Origin of the sequence: Halopseudomonas sp. (genome assembly GCF_038130085.1) — a bacterium.
In the GTDB taxonomy this organism is placed as follows: Bacteria; Pseudomonadota; Gammaproteobacteria; order Pseudomonadales; family Pseudomonadaceae; genus Halopseudomonas.
The window spans coordinates 1-14,741 of the sequence record NZ_JAYPMU010000023.1 but is presented as its reverse complement, the minus strand read 5'-3'; the positions used below and the strand labels follow the sequence as shown (position 1 = coordinate 14,741).

The window sequence follows — 14,741 nt, the reverse complement described above, 5'->3', positions numbered from 1 at the left end:
GTAGGCCGTTTTTTATCCACCTGGGAAAACCTGCATGCACTGTCCATTCTGTGGCGCACATGACACCAAGGTGATTGACTCTCGCCTCGTGGCCGAGGGCGATCAGGTCCGTCGTCGTCGCGAATGTCTGGCCTGCCAGGAGCGCTTCACTACCTTCGAAACCGCCGAACTTGTATTGCCTCGGGTAATCAAGCAGGACGGTCGTCGCCAGCCCTTCGATGAAGACAAGCTGCGTGCCGGTTTCCAGCGCGCGCTGGAGAAGCGCCCGGTCAGCGTCGAGCAGATCGAAGCGGCTATCGGGCATATCAAACACCGGCTGCGCGCGACCGGTGAGCGTGAGGTCAAGGCACTGGCCGTCGGCGAGATGGTCATGCGCGAGCTGAAGCAGCTCGACGAAGTGGCCTATATCCGCTTCGCGTCCGTTTACCGCCGCTTCCAGGACCTCAACCAATTCCGCGAAGAGATTGAACGCCTTGCTCGGCGCGATCAGGATGAAGCGGATGCCTGAGTGGAGCGTCGCTGACCGGGAGTGGATGGGCCGAGCGTTGATGCTCGCCGAACGGGGTGTCTACACCACTGAACCCAATCCGCGGGTCGGCTGCGTCCTGGTTGCTGATGGCCAGATCGTCGGCGAAGGCTGGCATGTGCGTGCCGGCGAAGGTCACGCCGAAGTTAACGCGCTGGCGCAGGCCGGCGACAAGGCTCGCGGCGCCACGGCTTACGTTACCCTCGAACCCTGCAGCCACTTCGGCCGCACTCCGCCCTGCGCCGATGCGCTGGTCAAGGCAGGCGTCAGCCGAGTAGTTGCGGCGATGCAGGACCCGAACCCGCAAGTGGCAGGTAACGGTCTGGCCCGGATGCGCGAGGCGGGTATCGAGGTCAGCTGCGGACTGCTTGAAGCGCAGGCGCAGGCACTCAATCCGGGTTTCATCAAACGCATGCAGCACGGTTTGCCGTGGGTGCGCGTCAAGCTGGCGATGAGTCTTGACGGTCGTACCGCCATGGCCAGTGGCGAGAGCAAGTGGATTACCGGGCCTGCTGCCCGTGCCGATGTGCAGCGTCTGCGGGCGCGCAGCGGCGCGGTGGTCAGTGGCGCCGACAGCGTGCTGCTGGATGATTCTGCCCTGACCGTACGCGCGTCCGAGCTGGGGCTACCGGCTGATGACGCTGCGGCCGCTGCCGCGCGCCAGCCCTTGCGGGTGCTGGTGGACAGCCTGCGGCGGGTGCCGCTGGACCAGCGTTTCTTCCGTGAGGCGGGGCCGACACTGGTGATCAGTACCAGTGCCGAACAGGCCGCCGATGATTATCGTGCCGCCGGCAGTGAGCTGCTAGCGGTCCCCGGTGCAGACGGCAAGGTCGACCTGCATGCGGTGCTGCGGACCCTCGCCGAGCGGGGCTGCAATGAGGTGCTGGTGGAAGCCGGCGCTGGCCTGTCTGGCGCCTTCTGGCGCGCCGGATTGGTTGATGAACTGATTGTGTATATGGCACCGCGCCTGCTCGGAAGTCAGGCGCGGCCGTTGATGCAGTTGCCCTTCGAAAGCATGAGCGAGGCGATGGACGTAGACATCGTCGACATGCGCGCAATTGGCCAGGACTGGCGCATCACAGCACGACCGATTTTCCCTTCCTGAGAGTGTAAGACAATGCAAAGTAGTGTTCAGATACTGCTGTGGATCATGGCGGTAGTGGCCTTTTTGGGGGTCGTGCTGGAAGAAGTCATCCACGTTAACAAGGCCAAGGTGGTGCTGTTGTTCGGTGCGCTGTCGTGGCTGGTGCTGTTTATCGCCGCGCCTGACAACACCGTGCGCGAGCATGTTCAGGAAGCGCTTAACGAAAACATCACCGATATCGCCAGTCTCTGGCTGTTCCTGCTGGCGACCATGACCTTCGTTGCCTATCTGAACAAGAAGGGGCTGATCGAGAACGTCATCTACCGCATCCTTCCCGGGCGCATTACCGAGCGCAAGTTGCTGTTTCTGACGGGTGGCTTCTGCTTTGTGTTTTCATCGATTGCCGACAACATCACCGCGACCCTGGTGTCGGTTGCACTGGTGCTGAGTCTCAATCTGGAGCTGCGCAAGATGCTGCGCTTCGCCACGCTGGTGGTGTTTGCAGTCAACTCCGGTGGTGTGGCTATGATTACGGGTGACGTCACCACGTTGATGATCTTCATGGCCGACAAGGTGGAAATCACCAACCTGTTGCTGCTCAGCGCGCCGGCGCTGCTGGCGGTCATTCTGCTGGCCGGGCTGCTGTCGATTGGCATGAGCAACGAGGTGATCATCGAGAAGAACCAGCTGCACGAACTGCGTGGCGTGGATCAGGTGATCGGCGCGCTGTTCCTGCTGACCATTGTTGCGACCATCCTGCTCAGCCTGTTCTTCGCGATTCCGCCGGTGCTGACCTTCCTGACCGGTCTGGCGCTGATGTTCCTGATTGCGCGCTTCTTCAATGAAGACATCGACGCCGATCCGATTCTGGAATACATCCGCGTCATCGAATTCGAGACGCTACTGTTCTTCCTCGGCGTGCTGCTGCTGGTCGGTATGCTTCAGTACATCGGTACCCTGCAGAATCTGACGGCGCTGTATGACGTCATGCCGACCCTGCTGGCCAACTTCCTGATGGGCATGCTCTCGGCGCTGATCGATAACGTGCCGCTGACCGCAGCGTTGCTGAAAGCAGACCTGCATATGAACGTCGCCGAGTGGATGGGCCTGACCTACGCTGTCGGTGTGGGCGGTTCCCTGCTTATAATTGGCTCCGCTGCCGGCATCGTTGCCATGAGCAAGATGCCCGGCCTGACATTCATGACCTACCTGCGCAGCTTTGGACTGTTGCTGATGGCTTTTGCCTTCGGCTTCATTGCTGTCTACGGTCTGGGTCTGCTGGTCTCCTGACCGGCATAGGCGAAAGCGAGGCAATTCATGTTTACCGGTATCATCGAAGCGGTCGGTCAGATTCAGAGCATGCAGCCCAAGGGCGGCGACGTACGTTTGTACGTGCGCACCGGCAAGCTGGATCTGGGTGACGTCAAACTGGGCGACAGCATCGCGGTCAACGGCGTCTGCCTGACCGCCATTGAATTGCCCGGTGACGGCTTCTGGGCTGATGTTAGCCAGGAGACCATCCGCCGTACCGCGCTCTCTACCCTGAAGCCGGGTAGCCGGGTCAACCTGGAAAAGGCGCTGACCCCGACCACCCGACTTGGTGGTCACCTGGTCAGCGGTCATGTTGATGGCGTTGGCAAGGTGCTGTCGCTGCATCAGGATGCCCGCTCATGGCACTTCCGCGTGGAAGCGCCGGCCGAGCTGGCGAAGTACATTGCCGAAAAAGGCTCGATTACCGTTGATGGCACCAGTCTGACCGTCAACGCGGTGGAAGGCGCTGTCTTTCACCTGAATATTGTTCCGCACACCCTGCAGGAAACCGTCATGGGCGACTATCAGCCCGGCACCACAGTCAATCTGGAAGTGGATCTGATCGCCCGTTATCTGGAGCGTCTGCTGTTGGGCGAGAAAGCCGCCGAGCCGACCTCCGCTGGCATCAGCATGGCCTTTCTGGCCGAGAACGGTTTCCTCAAGTCCTGATATAACCAGCCCCCGGAGGGCCGGATGAAACTGAACAGCATTGAAGAACTGATCGAAGATATTCGCGCCGGCAAGATGGTCATCCTGATGGATGACGAAGACCGCGAGAACGAAGGCGACCTGATCATGGCTGCTGAGGCCTGTCAGGCCGAGCACATCAACTTCATGGCCCGCTATGGCCGTGGCCTGATCTGCATGCCGATGAGCCTTGAGCGCTGCGAGCGCCTGAAACTGCCGCTGATGGTGCAGCGTAACGGCTCCGGCTTCGGTACCAAGTTCACTGTCTCTATCGAGGCTGCCGTTGGTGTCAGCACCGGTATCTCCGCTGCTGATCGCGCGCGCACCGTGCAGGCTGCGGCCGCACCGGATGCAACTGCGGACGACATCGTCAGCCCCGGCCACATCTTCCCGCTGATGGCGCAGCCCGGTGGTGTGCTGGCGCGTGCCGGTCATACCGAAGCGTCCTGCGATCTGGCCCGCATGGCCGGGTTCGGCGAATCGGCGGTGATCTGCGAGATCATGAACGACGACGGCAGCATGTCCCGTCGTCCGGAGCTGGAAGAGTTTGCCAAGCAGCACGACATCAAGATCGGCACTATCGCCGACCTGATTCACTACCGCTTGCTGAATGAGCGCACCGTCGAGCGCGCTGACGAGAAAGTGTTGAGCAGCGAGTTGGGCCAGTTCAATCTGGTTGCCTACCGTGACCGCACCGCTGACGTGGTGCATCTGGCGTTGACGCTCGGCGATATCGAGCCGGAAGAGCCGACCCTGGTGCGTGTGCACAATGTCGACCCGCTGCGTGACCTGTTCCTGGTGCCGGAAGCCGGGCGCTGGAGTCTGCAAGAAGCGATGCGCCGTGTTGCCGCTGAAGGGCGTGGTGTGGTGCTGATGCTGGGTAATCACGTTGATTCGGAGACGCTGCTGGAGCACGTCAGCAACCTCGGGACCGGCAAGGCGGCGCCGCGCCGTCCGTCGACCTATAATACGGTCGGGGCCGGTTCACAGATCCTGCGTGATCTGGGTGTGCGCAAGATGCGCCTGCTTTCCAGCCCGATGAAGTTCAACGCCATATCCGGCTTTGACCTGGAAGTAGTAGAATACCTGCCCTGCGACTGACCAACTATTGAGCAAACGCAGGTAGGTTTCGTCACCCATTTGATTCACGGCAGCGCCCAGAGCCCTGCCGGTTCTTTATACAGAGAGACTGTTCATGACTGCTATCCGTACCATCGAAGGTGATTTTGTAACTGGCCAAGGCCGCTATGCACTGGTCGTTGGCCGGTTCAACAGCTTTGTGGTGGAAAGCCTGGTAGAGGGCGCGGTAGACGCGCTCAAGCGCCACGGCGTCAAGGAGTCAGACATCACCATCGTGCGTGTTCCCGGCGCCTTTGAAATTCCGCTGATGGTCAAGAAAGTCGCCGACCTGAAGCAGTACGACGCGATTGTTACCCTGGGCGCGGTCATCCGTGGCGGAACGCCGCACTTCGAATACGTGGCTGGCGAGTGCGTCAAGGGCGTGGGTGCGGTATCTCTGGAATACGGTATCCCGGTTGCCTTCGGTGTACTCACCGTCGACAGCATCGAACAGGCTATCGAGCGTTCCGGCACCAAGGCTGGCAACAAGGGCGCGGAAGCGGCCATGTCTGCCTATGAAATGGTCAGCGTCATCAAGCAGCTGGAGGCCTGATGGACGATCAGCAGAGTTCCCCCGCAGCCGGCCGACCGAAAGCGTCGGCCCGTCGCAAGGCGCGCAGTCTGGCGATGCAGGCGCTGTACTCCTGGCACATGGCGGATTTGCCAGTGTTTGATATCGAGGCGCAGTTTCGCACCGACAACGATTTCAGCAAGGTGGATAGCGCGTATTTCCACGAGCTGCTGACCGGTGTGCCGCGTAACCTGGGTGACATCGACGACGAGCTGAGCCGGGTGCTGGACCGCGACATCAAGGATGTCGACCCGGTTGAGCTGAGCGTACTGCGCATCGGCGTCTACGAGCTGCTCAAGCGCATTGATGTGCCGTACCGCGTGGTCATCAACGAGGCCATCGAGATGGCCAAGTCGTTCGGTGCGACCGACGGTCACAAGTACGTCAACGGCATTCTCGACAAGCTGGCTCCGCGTCTGCGCAAGGCGGAAGTCGGTGCCCCCCGTAAGGGACGCTGATCGACCGGCCATGGCGCTGGACGAATTCGAGCTGATCGCCCGCTACTTTCGCACCGCGCGTCTGGAGCAGGCAGGCGAGGCCAGCGCCACTATCCTCGGCATCGGCGACGATGCCGCGGTACTGCAGCCCGCTGCCGGGCAGCAACTGGTGGTTTCCACCGACACCCTGGTCGAGGGTGTGCACTTCCCGAAAAACTGTCCCGCTGCCGAGTTGGGTTATCGCGCCCTGGCGGTAGCGGTCAGTGATCTGGCGGCGATGGCCGCATCTCCCCTTGGTTTTACCCTCGCACTGAGCTTGCCGCAGGCGACGCCCGGCTGGTTGCAGGCGTTTTCCAGTGGTTTGGCCGATGCCGCGCGTGACGCGGGGATCAACCTGATCGGTGGCGACACCACCCGTGGCCCGCTCAATATTGGCGTCACCGTGCTCGGTCAGGTGCCGGCGGGTCAGGCGCTGACCCGATCCGGCGCCCGTCCCGGTGACCTGCTGTGTGTCGGCGGCACGCTGGGCGATGGCGCGGCGGGTCTCGAAGTTGCGCTCGGCAATCCGCTGCCCGCGGGCTTGCCGATGGCCGCACAGGATTATCTGCATGGTCGGTTCTGGCGGCCTCTGCCGCAGCTCGCGTTGGGGCAGCTGCTGCGCGGCGTAGCCACTGCCGGGCTGGATATATCCGACGGATTGCTGGCCGATGCCGGCCATATCGCCAGTGCCAGCGGCGTGCGGCTGCTGATCAACGGGCCGCAGCTGCCGATGTCGGACGCGCTGCGCAGCTGGTCCGAGCGGCAGCGGCTCGACTGGATGCTGCGCGGTGGCGACGACTACGTTCTGCTCTTCACCATGCCACGTGCCGCCCGTTCGCAGCTGGAGCGTTGGCGTGTGGCGGGTCATGCTGTCTGCGTGATTGGCGAGGTGCAGGGCGGGCAGGGGGTTCAGCTGGATCTGGGGCTGGGGCCGCAGGCGGTCGAGGGCCCGGCCGGTTATCAACATTTCAGGAGCACGGATGTCTGACGCAAACGAAACGACACCCCGGTCGGTGTGGCGTAACCCGATTCATTTTCTGGCCTTTGGTTTCGGCAGTGGCGCGATTCGCCCGGCGCCCGGTACCTGGGGGACCCTGGCGGCTTTGCCGTTTGTGCTGCTGTGGCAGCAACTGCCAGTTGGTGGCTACAGCCTGGTGATCGTACTGTCGACCCTGCTCGGCATCTGGCTGTGTCACCGTACCGCTGCAGATCTAGGCGTGCATGACCACGGCGGGATTGTCTGGGACGAGTTCGTCGGCTTGTGGATCGCGCTTTGGCTGGCGCCGGCCGGCTGGCTCTGGTTACTGGCCGGCTTTGCCCTGTTCCGCCTGTTCGATATCTGGAAGCCCTGGCCAATCCGTTGGGTAGACAGGCAGGTTGGCGGCGGCTTCGGCATCATGCTGGATGACATCATTGCCGGTTTCATGGCCTTGCTGGTGTTGTTGCTGGCCGAAACCCTGTTGGCTATGGTGTAAACCTCGCCTGTTCTCGCGCAAAGGAAACACCGCATGGCCCGTATGGCTCTTCTCTCTGCTCTGCTGCTCGGTACCGGACTGACTGCGGCCTCGCTGGTATCGGCGGCGACCGATGTGCGAGTGGTTGGGTTGTTCGCCAACGCGGCGGTGGTCAATATCGACGGTCAGCGCCATATGCTGCGGGTCGGTAAGCCTCCGGTAGATGGGGTCGAGCTGATCTCCGCCGACAGTCAGACGGCGACACTGCGGGTCGACGGCCAGACGCGGCAGTTTGGGCTGCAGCGCGAATACAGCGCCGGGTTCGCGCAGGCCGAGCGGCAGCAGGTGAGTATTCCTCGCGGCGAGGGCGGACACTTTCGGGTGACGGGTTCGATCAATGGCCAGACCGTCAACTTCATGGTCGACACCGGCGCGACCAGCGTGTCGATGAGTTCGGTGCAGGCGCGGCGTCTTGGTATCGATTACCAGCTCGGTGGCACCTCGGTGCGTGCTGCTACCGCGTCGGGTGCGGTCGAAGGCTACCAGGTCAATCTGGCGCGGGTGAAGGTCGGTGATATCGAGCTGAGCAACGTGCAGGCTCTGGTTCTGGAAGGACGCTTTCCGCTGGAAGTGCTGCTGGGCATGAGCTGGTTGAGCAGGGTACGAATGGACGAACAGGACAATCTGCTGCTGCTTGAGCGCAAGTACTGACTCCCCGCCGCCCAGCACTGGGCATTCAGCGCGCCTATCAAGGTGTCTTGCAGATCGCCCGCGAGCGCTTCACCTGCTAATATAGCCGCCCCTTTTTTGCAAAGGTCGTACAGGAGACCGGCGTGACAGTCACCTTTATTGCGTCATCCCAGCTGCCCACCAAGTGGGGCACGTTCACTATGCACGGCTTCCTGGAAGAAGCGACCGGCAAGGAGCATGTGGTGCTGACGATGGGCGATGTGTCCGATGGCGAGCCCGTGCTCGGCCGTCTGCACTCCGAATGTCTGACCGGCGACGCACTGTTCAGCCTGCGCTGCGACTGCGGCTTCCAGCTGGAAGCTGCCCTCAAAGCCATCGCCGAAGAAGGTCGCGGCGCGCTGCTGTACCTGCGTCAGGAAGGCCGCGGCATTGGCCTGATGAACAAGATCCGCGCCTACCATCTGCAAGATGGCGGTGCTGATACCGTAGAGGCCAACGAACTGCTTGGCTTTGGCGCCGACCAGCGCGATTACGGCATCTGCAAACCGATGCTCGATCATCTGGGCATCAAGAGCCTCAAGCTGCTGACCAACAACCCGCGCAAGGTTAAGGCCATGCAGGGTTTTGGCGTACTGGTTGCCGAGCGCCTGCCACTGCAGTTCGGCAAGAACCCGCACAACACCAAGTATCTGGAAACCAAGGCTGGCAAGCTGGGCCATATGCTCGGCCAATTGCATCAAGCTGAGGCAGAGTCCGACGATGTTTGATCCCAAGCCCCATTGGCGCTCGCTGCGCAGTGTTTGGCGCATGCTGAGCCTGACTGTTCTGCTGCTGCCGATCCTGCTTGTGGTGGTGCTCGGTGACTGGACTGGCCTGTTTGACGAGGCGGCGGTGCCGCTGTTCACCGTCGGTATGGCCAGCCTGATGCTGACTCTCTGGCGCTTCCGGCTGTACAAGCGCACGCTGATTCGCGCCGAAGGCCTGGGTGAGAGCGCCGAAGCCGCCAGCGCCTGGGCTGTGTTGCATCGTAATCAGAGCCTGGGTCTGGCCGCTGCAGCGCTACCGGCGCTGATCGCACTGGTGCATTACTTCTGTGTGGGTGAGGTCATCCCGCTGGTGCTGCTGGTTATCGTCAGCCTGGGTGCCATGCTGCTGTACCGTCCGCCGGCCGCCTGGGTCAACTGAGTGCGTCAGCTGCTGGCGCTGCTGCTGGCGCTGACCCTCAACACACTTCCTGTCCAGGCTGCCGAGCGCATCGTTAGCCTGGCGCCCTTTCTTACCGACATGACCTTGCAGTTGGGCGCTGGCGCTCGGCTGGTTGGTGTGCTGGATGACGGTCAGTTGCCGCCTGAGCTGAGCGAACTGCCAGCTGTCGGCAGCTATCAGACTCTCTCTGCCGAACGGATCGTGTCCGTCCGGCCTGATCTGGTCCTCGCCTGGACCTCCGGCAATCCCCCTGAACTACTGAACCGGTTGCGTGGTTGGGGCATTCGCGTCGAACAGTTCGACCCGCAACGGCTCGACGATATCGCCAGCATGACCCTGCAGCTTGGCGAATTGCTCGATCAGCCAGCCGAGGCGCAGGCGCTGGAGGCCGATTTCCGCGCCCAGCTGGAACGGCTCCGCGCAGCGCCTTCGGCAACACGTCCCAAGGTCTTCCTCCAACTCTGGGACAATCCACTCTACACCGCCGCCGGTGACCAGTTATTGTCCGACGCGCTGACACTCTGCGGCGCCGACAACGTCTTCGCCGATCTGGCCGGCCTCGCCCCGCAAGTCGGCAGAGAAGGTGTGCTGGCCGCCAACCCCGACGTCATCGTCGCGCTGGCCGATCAGGGCGTCACCGCCGAGCGCTGGCTCGATGATTGGCGCCGCTTTCCGACGCTGGCAGCCGCGCAGCACAACCGCCTCCATGTGCTCGACAGCGACCTGCTGGTCCGCCCGACTCCTGCGATTATTGCGGGGGTAGAGGAGTTGTGCGGGTTGGTGCGCTAGCTGCAGAGCCTTATCGCTAAGCAGAACCGCAAATCGCACCAAAGTGCTTCTCGTGCAGGCGTGCTGTATGAGCCTTGGCACTTTCCATTTCTCGCTGGTCTTCCTCACCGTAGATGCCGAAGTAGGGGTAGCGATCGATAAATCGGCTAAATACCTTGTGGCAGTCCGAGCGATACGCCCGGGTATCAAGGATGTGGGCCTGCCAAAGGCTATCGGCGGCTTTAGTCGGTATTAACGTAACTCCAGGATAGAGCCGTTTCAGCGTCAGAAAGCGGCGATATTCCAGCTCGGCGGTATCCCACTCGGTAATGGACATTTCTGCACCTGGTGTGTCGGTGTGCAAATGTTTCAGTCGCTGTAAGTCGAGGTGTTTGACATGTATGTCTAACCCGTCACTGGCTTGTTGCGACTGATTAAGCAGGGCGGTCGAGTTCATGATGCCTCCCGGTGTTTGGTATTGCGGTGTTGTTTGGCTAGCTGCCGTCTCAATTCCTGCTCCAAGTGCTGTCTGGTAACAACTGCACGGGGCCGATGACCGTGTGCAGTCCTCTGATAAATCAGCCGCAGTGACGTGCCTAACTTGAAGCGGAGCAGGTTTTTGCTGCAGCGGATGTGCTTGCCGCCAAGCGCTGTATACGGGACGCCTGCACGCAGTGCCTTATCGATTTCGTGTGCCTTGCTTTGGTGGCAAGCTGCGATCTGGTGAGGGCAGGAGGTTATGACCTGATCGATGTTGCTCATAAGGGCGCCTCCGTTGCATGCGTCACCGGGTCAAAGTAACTGTTTATTCTTGAGGCAACGGTTTTTACCGCGTCTTCTGGAGTCAACCCAGTTATATCCACCGTGATGTCGCTGCGCTCTTCCAATTCTCGCAATACGGTTTGCATGAAAGACGTGGCAAAGGTTTCTCGGTCTTCAGCCATCATTCCTCGGTGCTGAAGTCTCTCAAGGCGTGTGCGTTCGTCCAGCGTAATCAGCACGGTAATGTCAGGACGTACCAGCTCATCTGCGAGGCAGTCGAGGTCGGCACTTACGCCTCGGGCGATCGCATAGCTAACGGTAGAGGCCCAGTAGCGGTCCATTACCACAGGCTTACCCTGATTAGTGATGCTGCGAGCCTTGCGCCCTTCACTGGAAACGGTGGCCGAGTAGAAAAGTGCCTTCGCCAGTTCATCCCCTGCAAACGCCTCCATGGCCTGGTTGCGCACGGCTTTGAAGGCCTCGCCGGGAGTACTCATGAGCATGCCTTTGAGCTGCTCTGCCAGATTGCTTGCCAGCGTTGACTTGCCTACGCCGTCCAGACCTTCCAGCACGATAAAGCGGCTTTGACTGTTCATCACAGGGCCTCCGCGATGCTGGCCATTGCCCGGTATTCGGCCTCGGTAAAGCTGTCGCTGGCAAGCACGAGGGGAATGGCCAGACCCTCCGTCTCACGCATTGCGTACTGGCTCTTTTGTTCATATAGCGGCGTGCCGCGTAGCAACATCAACGGCCAGGCTTTAACTCGCGGCACCCCTTGCTGTTGGCACCAATTCACAGAGCGCTGGAAGCTGTCGAGGGTCTGTGTCGGCAAGCCGTAGATCAGCGACACCTCGAAGTCGATTCCACGCTGCTTTACCAGAGCCAGTTTCTCTTCAACCTTCGGCATGTTGTTGCTGCGCTGGATGAGCCTGCTCTCGGATGGGATAGCAGTTTGCAAGCCAAACTCCAGCGTGACGTCCAGACCCTGCAGCGCATTCAGGAAGGGCTCTGTGAGCATCTCAAAGCGGCACTGCAAGGCGATCTGCGCGCTAACGCCGGCGTGCTTCAGCAGGTTGAGAACGGCAATAGCGTGGCTATCGTTGCTATGGAAAATCGGGTCAAGTATCGATATGCGCTTGACCCTGTGAGCCGCAAACATCTGCGCTTCAGCGCGCAAGCGCTCAAGGTCAAACGCTCGCGTGGGTTGCCGTCCGTCGGCGTCCCGGTGCTGGCAAAATGAACATTTGAACTGGCAACCGCGTTGGGTCTCCCAGCGTATTTCCGGGGCCATCTGCACCACGCCGTGCATGAAGGGCGACGCAAGCCCGTTCAGCGGCAAACTCGCCTGCTGAGCCTGATCAGGCTCGCCAGCGACGTGCACTCCGCACCCATCTGAAGATGCGCCTTGGGCAAGGCGCAACATGGCGTGCTCACCAGCTCCTCTCACAAACCACTGCGCCTGTGGGTAGGCTGCCTCGAGCCTGCCGGCGGGCATATAGCTGATCTGCGGCCCCCCAAGCACAATGCTGGTGCCGGCAGGCAGCAGCAGGCGACTCATCAGTTGGCAAATGGCCTCATCGTTCCAGACAAAGACGCCAAACCCCAGCAGCGTATGCGGGCCCATGTCATCGAGCGCTTGCTGGATGCGAACCTGTTCTCGCTCAAGGTTGAAGCTGAGCTCGTTGATGGTTGATTCCACCAGTTGATAGCGGATGCCGGCTGCACTGAGCGTGGCTGCGATGGAAGCAATTCCGAGGCTGGTTTTGCCATCGCCGGGCCGACGCCAGTCGATTGAAACCAGAACCACATTGCGGGTTGGCTGGGTAGTGCGGGTAGAGTGAATAAGGCTGCTTGTCATAACACTGCGCTCCTGTGTTGGTAGGAGCGCAGTGTTTATCTGTGGAATCCACAACCAAGGGGGTTAGCGAAAAGAATCCAGCAAATCGTCAAATTCTTTTGCTCTCTGGTATTCACGCAGGATCAACTCGCGATACCTCAGCAGCAGGGCGTTGTCTGTTTGTACTTGAGTGGCCGCCTCATAGGCTTTTTCCAAGTCGCCCGAGAGGTAATGAGTCATCATGCTGTCGCCGAGAGACAGCGCAGCGGTTTGCGCCGCCAGTGCTTTCAGCACATTGCCCTTGAGGTGACCCAGCCCCATTTGCGGCAGCGTGTCGGCGAACGGATTAGGTAAGCGCTCTTCGTGCAAGTCGGCGACCGGCAGCTTCTCGAGAAAGCTGCTCAGCTCCTGACGCAGCAGGCCAAGCCCTGCTAGCGATTGACGGTCGAGGAAGAGCTGCTTGGCCCACTCAACAAGCGGGCTGCGATCTGCGTTAGGCAGCATCAGCTCGACAACGAGCTTGGGCTCTCCAAATACGCCTTGCAGCATGATGCCGTTCCACAGCAGCGTGACATGGTCGGGATTCATCAACACGCGATTGCGGCTGTCTGCTCCCCAGCTCAGAGGGGTCCAGTCTAGCTGAACGATGATTGGCTTGGTTTTACTGGGGTAGCGCTCGACTTCGCCCTTGTTTTTAGTCGAAGGGCTGAGAGCGTTAACCAGCGTATTGAGTGAGTTGAGTAGCTTGCCATGTTGGTTCAGAGGCTTGGACAAGCCGATTTCACCGCACAGCAGGTCTTCGTAGACTCTGGAGAGCTCTGGCCAACCATGGGCGTTACAGGCCACAGGATAATTCCAGTAGCTGATCAACCGACGTTTGTGGAGCAAAGGATACCGGTATTTCGGCGATGCGCTCTGCTTGGTCATACCAGTTGCTGGTGTCGCACTCGTAGTGACGACGATATTCGCTAACCACGCCCACACAGTAGCCCGCTTGCCATGCTTCCGACGGGCCGGTGGTCAGGCCGGCCAAAAAGCGCTCCTCATCTCTGCTGGCGTAGATGTCGATAACTTCCTTGCATGCAGTGATAAGTGTTTCTGGGCCGCCAGTGGCGCTAGCCGCAGGTAGGTGGGCCAAGCTCAGAAGGAAGATACTGAGTAAACGAGCATATTTCACAGGCGGGCCTCCTTGGCCTCAGGGCTAGCGGTTGGTTCTGTAGGGAGCGGCGCAGCCGCTGGGACATTGACCGGCTTTTTACAGGAGGTTGGGGCAGCCAAGTACGCAGCGACCAATACTGAGGAGAAGGTAATTATTTTGTCGAGCGGGCTTTCTTGTACGAGTGAGTAGAAGAGCTCCTGAGGGTGCTCAATAAGAAATAGGCCGGAAATGACGACGCCAACAAGCAAAAAATTGAGAGCACCCATGACGCCCTGACAGATCAGCAGACGGCTAAACCCAAGCCAAAAACCGGTGGTGAAGTGTTTGCAGTAGTGCACGTGTCGCCAAAGGAGTAATGCCAGCAAGGGAATAAATCCCCACTCCAAGATAGATAGATCAGACAGGCCCTCTTCGTACTCAAAAATAATCCAGGGCAAGGCAGCCAAACTAGTTAAGCCAAGCAGCCACAGCCCTCCGACCTTTAACCAGCCAAGCAGGTGGAGAATGCCTTTGGTCAAACCGTTGTCCAGCTTGCCGGTTAGAGAAAGTTCCTTTTCGTGCATCTGATGTCCTTATTCGTCTATGTATTGGGGTAGGTTTAAGCCACGGCCTGCTCGACGAGGGTGCTGGCCAGTTGTTCGTGGAGTTGGCGGGCCTCGCTCAGGTGGGTTTTTAGTTGGTCGCAGAGGGCCATCAGTTGATCGACTTTGGCGACGATGCGGTGTTGTTCGGCGAGGGGCGGCAAGCAAATATTATGAGACCACAGCTTTTCCGAGATAAGTTTGCAGGTGCCATGACTCGATCGATCCACCAACCCAACGATCAATAGCTTAACGGCCTGCAAGTACATTAATAGATAGTCACTGATTTCTTCAGGTGGCACCAAGGCTTTCATATCTTGGTTGATCGTAACCTCCCGCGCAGTGAGTGCGACAGGAAAGGAATGTGCCAAGATCATGCCGCGTACAACCATCAGTAAGCTTTTCGGTGGAACTACTTTAAGAGAGGTTTCCGCTAAAGCTTTTGCTGATATGTGGGGCTGCGGCAAAAACTGAGTGCAACACCTGACCTTTCCGGTACGGTGCTGCCCT

General features: G+C 60.0%; 20 protein-coding genes. 13 read left to right on the top strand and 7 right to left on the bottom strand.

The genetic code is table 11. The features are described from left to right. The first annotated feature begins 34 nt into the window (after window positions 1-34). The 13 genes from nrdR to AAFM31_RS14660 all read left to right on the top strand — a co-directional run bounded on the left by nrdR (window position 35) and on the right by AAFM31_RS14660 (window position 9,913). Complete coding sequence (gene nrdR, locus AAFM31_RS14720) at window positions 35-508, top strand: transcriptional regulator NrdR (protein WP_341708682.1); 474 nt, start codon at window positions 35-37, stop codon at window positions 506-508. Next, the gene (gene ribD, locus AAFM31_RS14715; RefSeq protein ID WP_371833042.1) at window positions 492-1,631 is read left to right on the top strand and encodes a bifunctional diaminohydroxyphosphoribosylaminopyrimidine deaminase/5-amino-6-(5-phosphoribosylamino)uracil reductase RibD; all 1,140 of its coding nucleotides are present in this window, start codon (window positions 492-494) and stop codon (window positions 1,629-1,631) included. Before nrdR ends, ribD begins: the two co-directional genes overlap by 17 nt. A 12-nt stretch (window positions 1,632-1,643) precedes the next feature. Continuing rightward, a complete protein-coding gene (nhaD, locus tag AAFM31_RS14710; RefSeq protein ID WP_341708680.1) occupies window positions 1,644-2,900 on the top strand; it encodes a sodium:proton antiporter NhaD in 1,257 nt (418 codons plus the stop codon). Between the two features lie 27 nt (window positions 2,901-2,927). After that, entirely contained in the window at window positions 2,928-3,590 is a 663-nt protein-coding gene (locus tag AAFM31_RS14705) for a riboflavin synthase (protein ID WP_341708679.1), read from the top strand. 24 nt (window positions 3,591-3,614) lie between these two features. Next, window positions 3,615-4,709 (top strand): bifunctional 3,4-dihydroxy-2-butanone-4-phosphate synthase/GTP cyclohydrolase II, encoded by a 1,095-nt coding sequence (ribBA, locus tag AAFM31_RS14700; RefSeq protein ID WP_341708678.1) that lies wholly within the window; start codon window positions 3,615-3,617, stop codon window positions 4,707-4,709. 94 nt (window positions 4,710-4,803) lie between these two features. Further along, the gene (ribE, locus tag AAFM31_RS14695; RefSeq protein ID WP_104739478.1) at window positions 4,804-5,280 is read left to right on the top strand and encodes a 6,7-dimethyl-8-ribityllumazine synthase; all 477 of its coding nucleotides are present in this window, start codon (window positions 4,804-4,806) and stop codon (window positions 5,278-5,280) included. Then, the gene (gene nusB, locus AAFM31_RS14690; protein WP_341708677.1) at window positions 5,280-5,756 is read left to right on the top strand and encodes a transcription antitermination factor NusB; all 477 of its coding nucleotides are present in this window, start codon (window positions 5,280-5,282) and stop codon (window positions 5,754-5,756) included. The genes ribE and nusB overlap by 1 nt, the downstream gene beginning before the upstream one ends. 16 nt (window positions 5,757-5,772) lie before the next feature. Continuing rightward, a complete protein-coding gene (thiL, locus tag AAFM31_RS14685) occupies window positions 5,773-6,762 on the top strand; it encodes a thiamine-phosphate kinase (RefSeq protein WP_371833043.1) in 990 nt (329 codons plus the stop codon). Beyond that, on the top strand, window positions 6,755-7,249 hold the full coding sequence (locus AAFM31_RS14680) for a phosphatidylglycerophosphatase A (protein WP_341708675.1): 495 nt from the start codon (window positions 6,755-6,757) through the stop codon (window positions 7,247-7,249). The genes thiL and AAFM31_RS14680 overlap by 8 nt, the downstream gene beginning before the upstream one ends. A 42-nt stretch (window positions 7,250-7,291) precedes the next feature. Further along, a complete protein-coding gene (locus tag AAFM31_RS14675) occupies window positions 7,292-7,939 on the top strand; it encodes a TIGR02281 family clan AA aspartic protease (RefSeq protein ID WP_341708725.1) in 648 nt (215 codons plus the stop codon). Between the two features lie 122 nt (window positions 7,940-8,061). After that, window positions 8,062-8,685 (top strand): GTP cyclohydrolase II, encoded by a 624-nt coding sequence (gene ribA / locus AAFM31_RS14670; protein ID WP_341708674.1) that lies wholly within the window; start codon window positions 8,062-8,064, stop codon window positions 8,683-8,685. Beyond that, window positions 8,678-9,103: an MFS transporter gene (locus tag AAFM31_RS14665; RefSeq protein WP_341708673.1), complete on the top strand. Its 426-nt coding sequence runs from the start codon at window positions 8,678-8,680 to the stop codon at window positions 9,101-9,103. The genes ribA and AAFM31_RS14665 overlap by 8 nt, the downstream gene beginning before the upstream one ends. Next, entirely contained in the window at window positions 9,104-9,913 is an 810-nt protein-coding gene (locus AAFM31_RS14660; protein WP_341708672.1) for a cobalamin-binding protein, read from the top strand. Window positions 9,914-9,929: 16 nt separating this feature from the next. Here AAFM31_RS14660 and AAFM31_RS14655 read toward each other — a convergent pair whose 3' ends face one another. The 7 genes from AAFM31_RS14655 to AAFM31_RS14625 form a co-directional block, all read right to left on the bottom strand. Continuing rightward, window positions 9,930-10,349: a hypothetical protein gene (locus tag AAFM31_RS14655; protein WP_341708671.1), complete on the bottom strand. Its 420-nt coding sequence runs from the start codon at window positions 10,347-10,349 to the stop codon at window positions 9,930-9,932. Between the two features lie 301 nt (window positions 10,350-10,650). Beyond that, window positions 10,651-11,250 (bottom strand): AAA family ATPase, encoded by a 600-nt coding sequence (locus AAFM31_RS14650; RefSeq protein WP_341708670.1) that lies wholly within the window; start codon window positions 11,248-11,250, stop codon window positions 10,651-10,653. Continuing rightward, window positions 11,250-12,512, bottom strand: coding sequence for a B12-binding domain-containing radical SAM protein (locus AAFM31_RS14645; RefSeq protein ID WP_341708669.1), 1,263 nt, complete (start codon window positions 12,510-12,512; stop codon window positions 11,250-11,252). The genes AAFM31_RS14650 and AAFM31_RS14645 overlap by 1 nt, the downstream gene beginning before the upstream one ends. A 63-nt stretch (window positions 12,513-12,575) precedes the next feature. After that, complete coding sequence (locus AAFM31_RS14640) at window positions 12,576-13,418, bottom strand: hypothetical protein (protein WP_341708668.1); 843 nt, start codon at window positions 13,416-13,418, stop codon at window positions 12,576-12,578. After that, window positions 13,327-13,668, bottom strand: coding sequence for a hypothetical protein (locus AAFM31_RS14635; RefSeq protein ID WP_341708667.1), 342 nt, complete (start codon window positions 13,666-13,668; stop codon window positions 13,327-13,329). Before AAFM31_RS14635 ends, AAFM31_RS14640 begins: the two co-directional genes overlap by 92 nt. Next, the gene (locus AAFM31_RS14630) at window positions 13,665-14,213 is read right to left on the bottom strand and encodes a hypothetical protein (protein ID WP_341708666.1); all 549 of its coding nucleotides are present in this window, start codon (window positions 14,211-14,213) and stop codon (window positions 13,665-13,667) included. The genes AAFM31_RS14635 and AAFM31_RS14630 overlap by 4 nt, the downstream gene beginning before the upstream one ends. A 35-nt stretch (window positions 14,214-14,248) precedes the next feature. Further along, window positions 14,249-14,741: restriction endonuclease subunit S (locus tag AAFM31_RS14625; RefSeq protein WP_341708665.1), on the bottom strand; the 493-nt coding region annotated here is incomplete at its 5' end.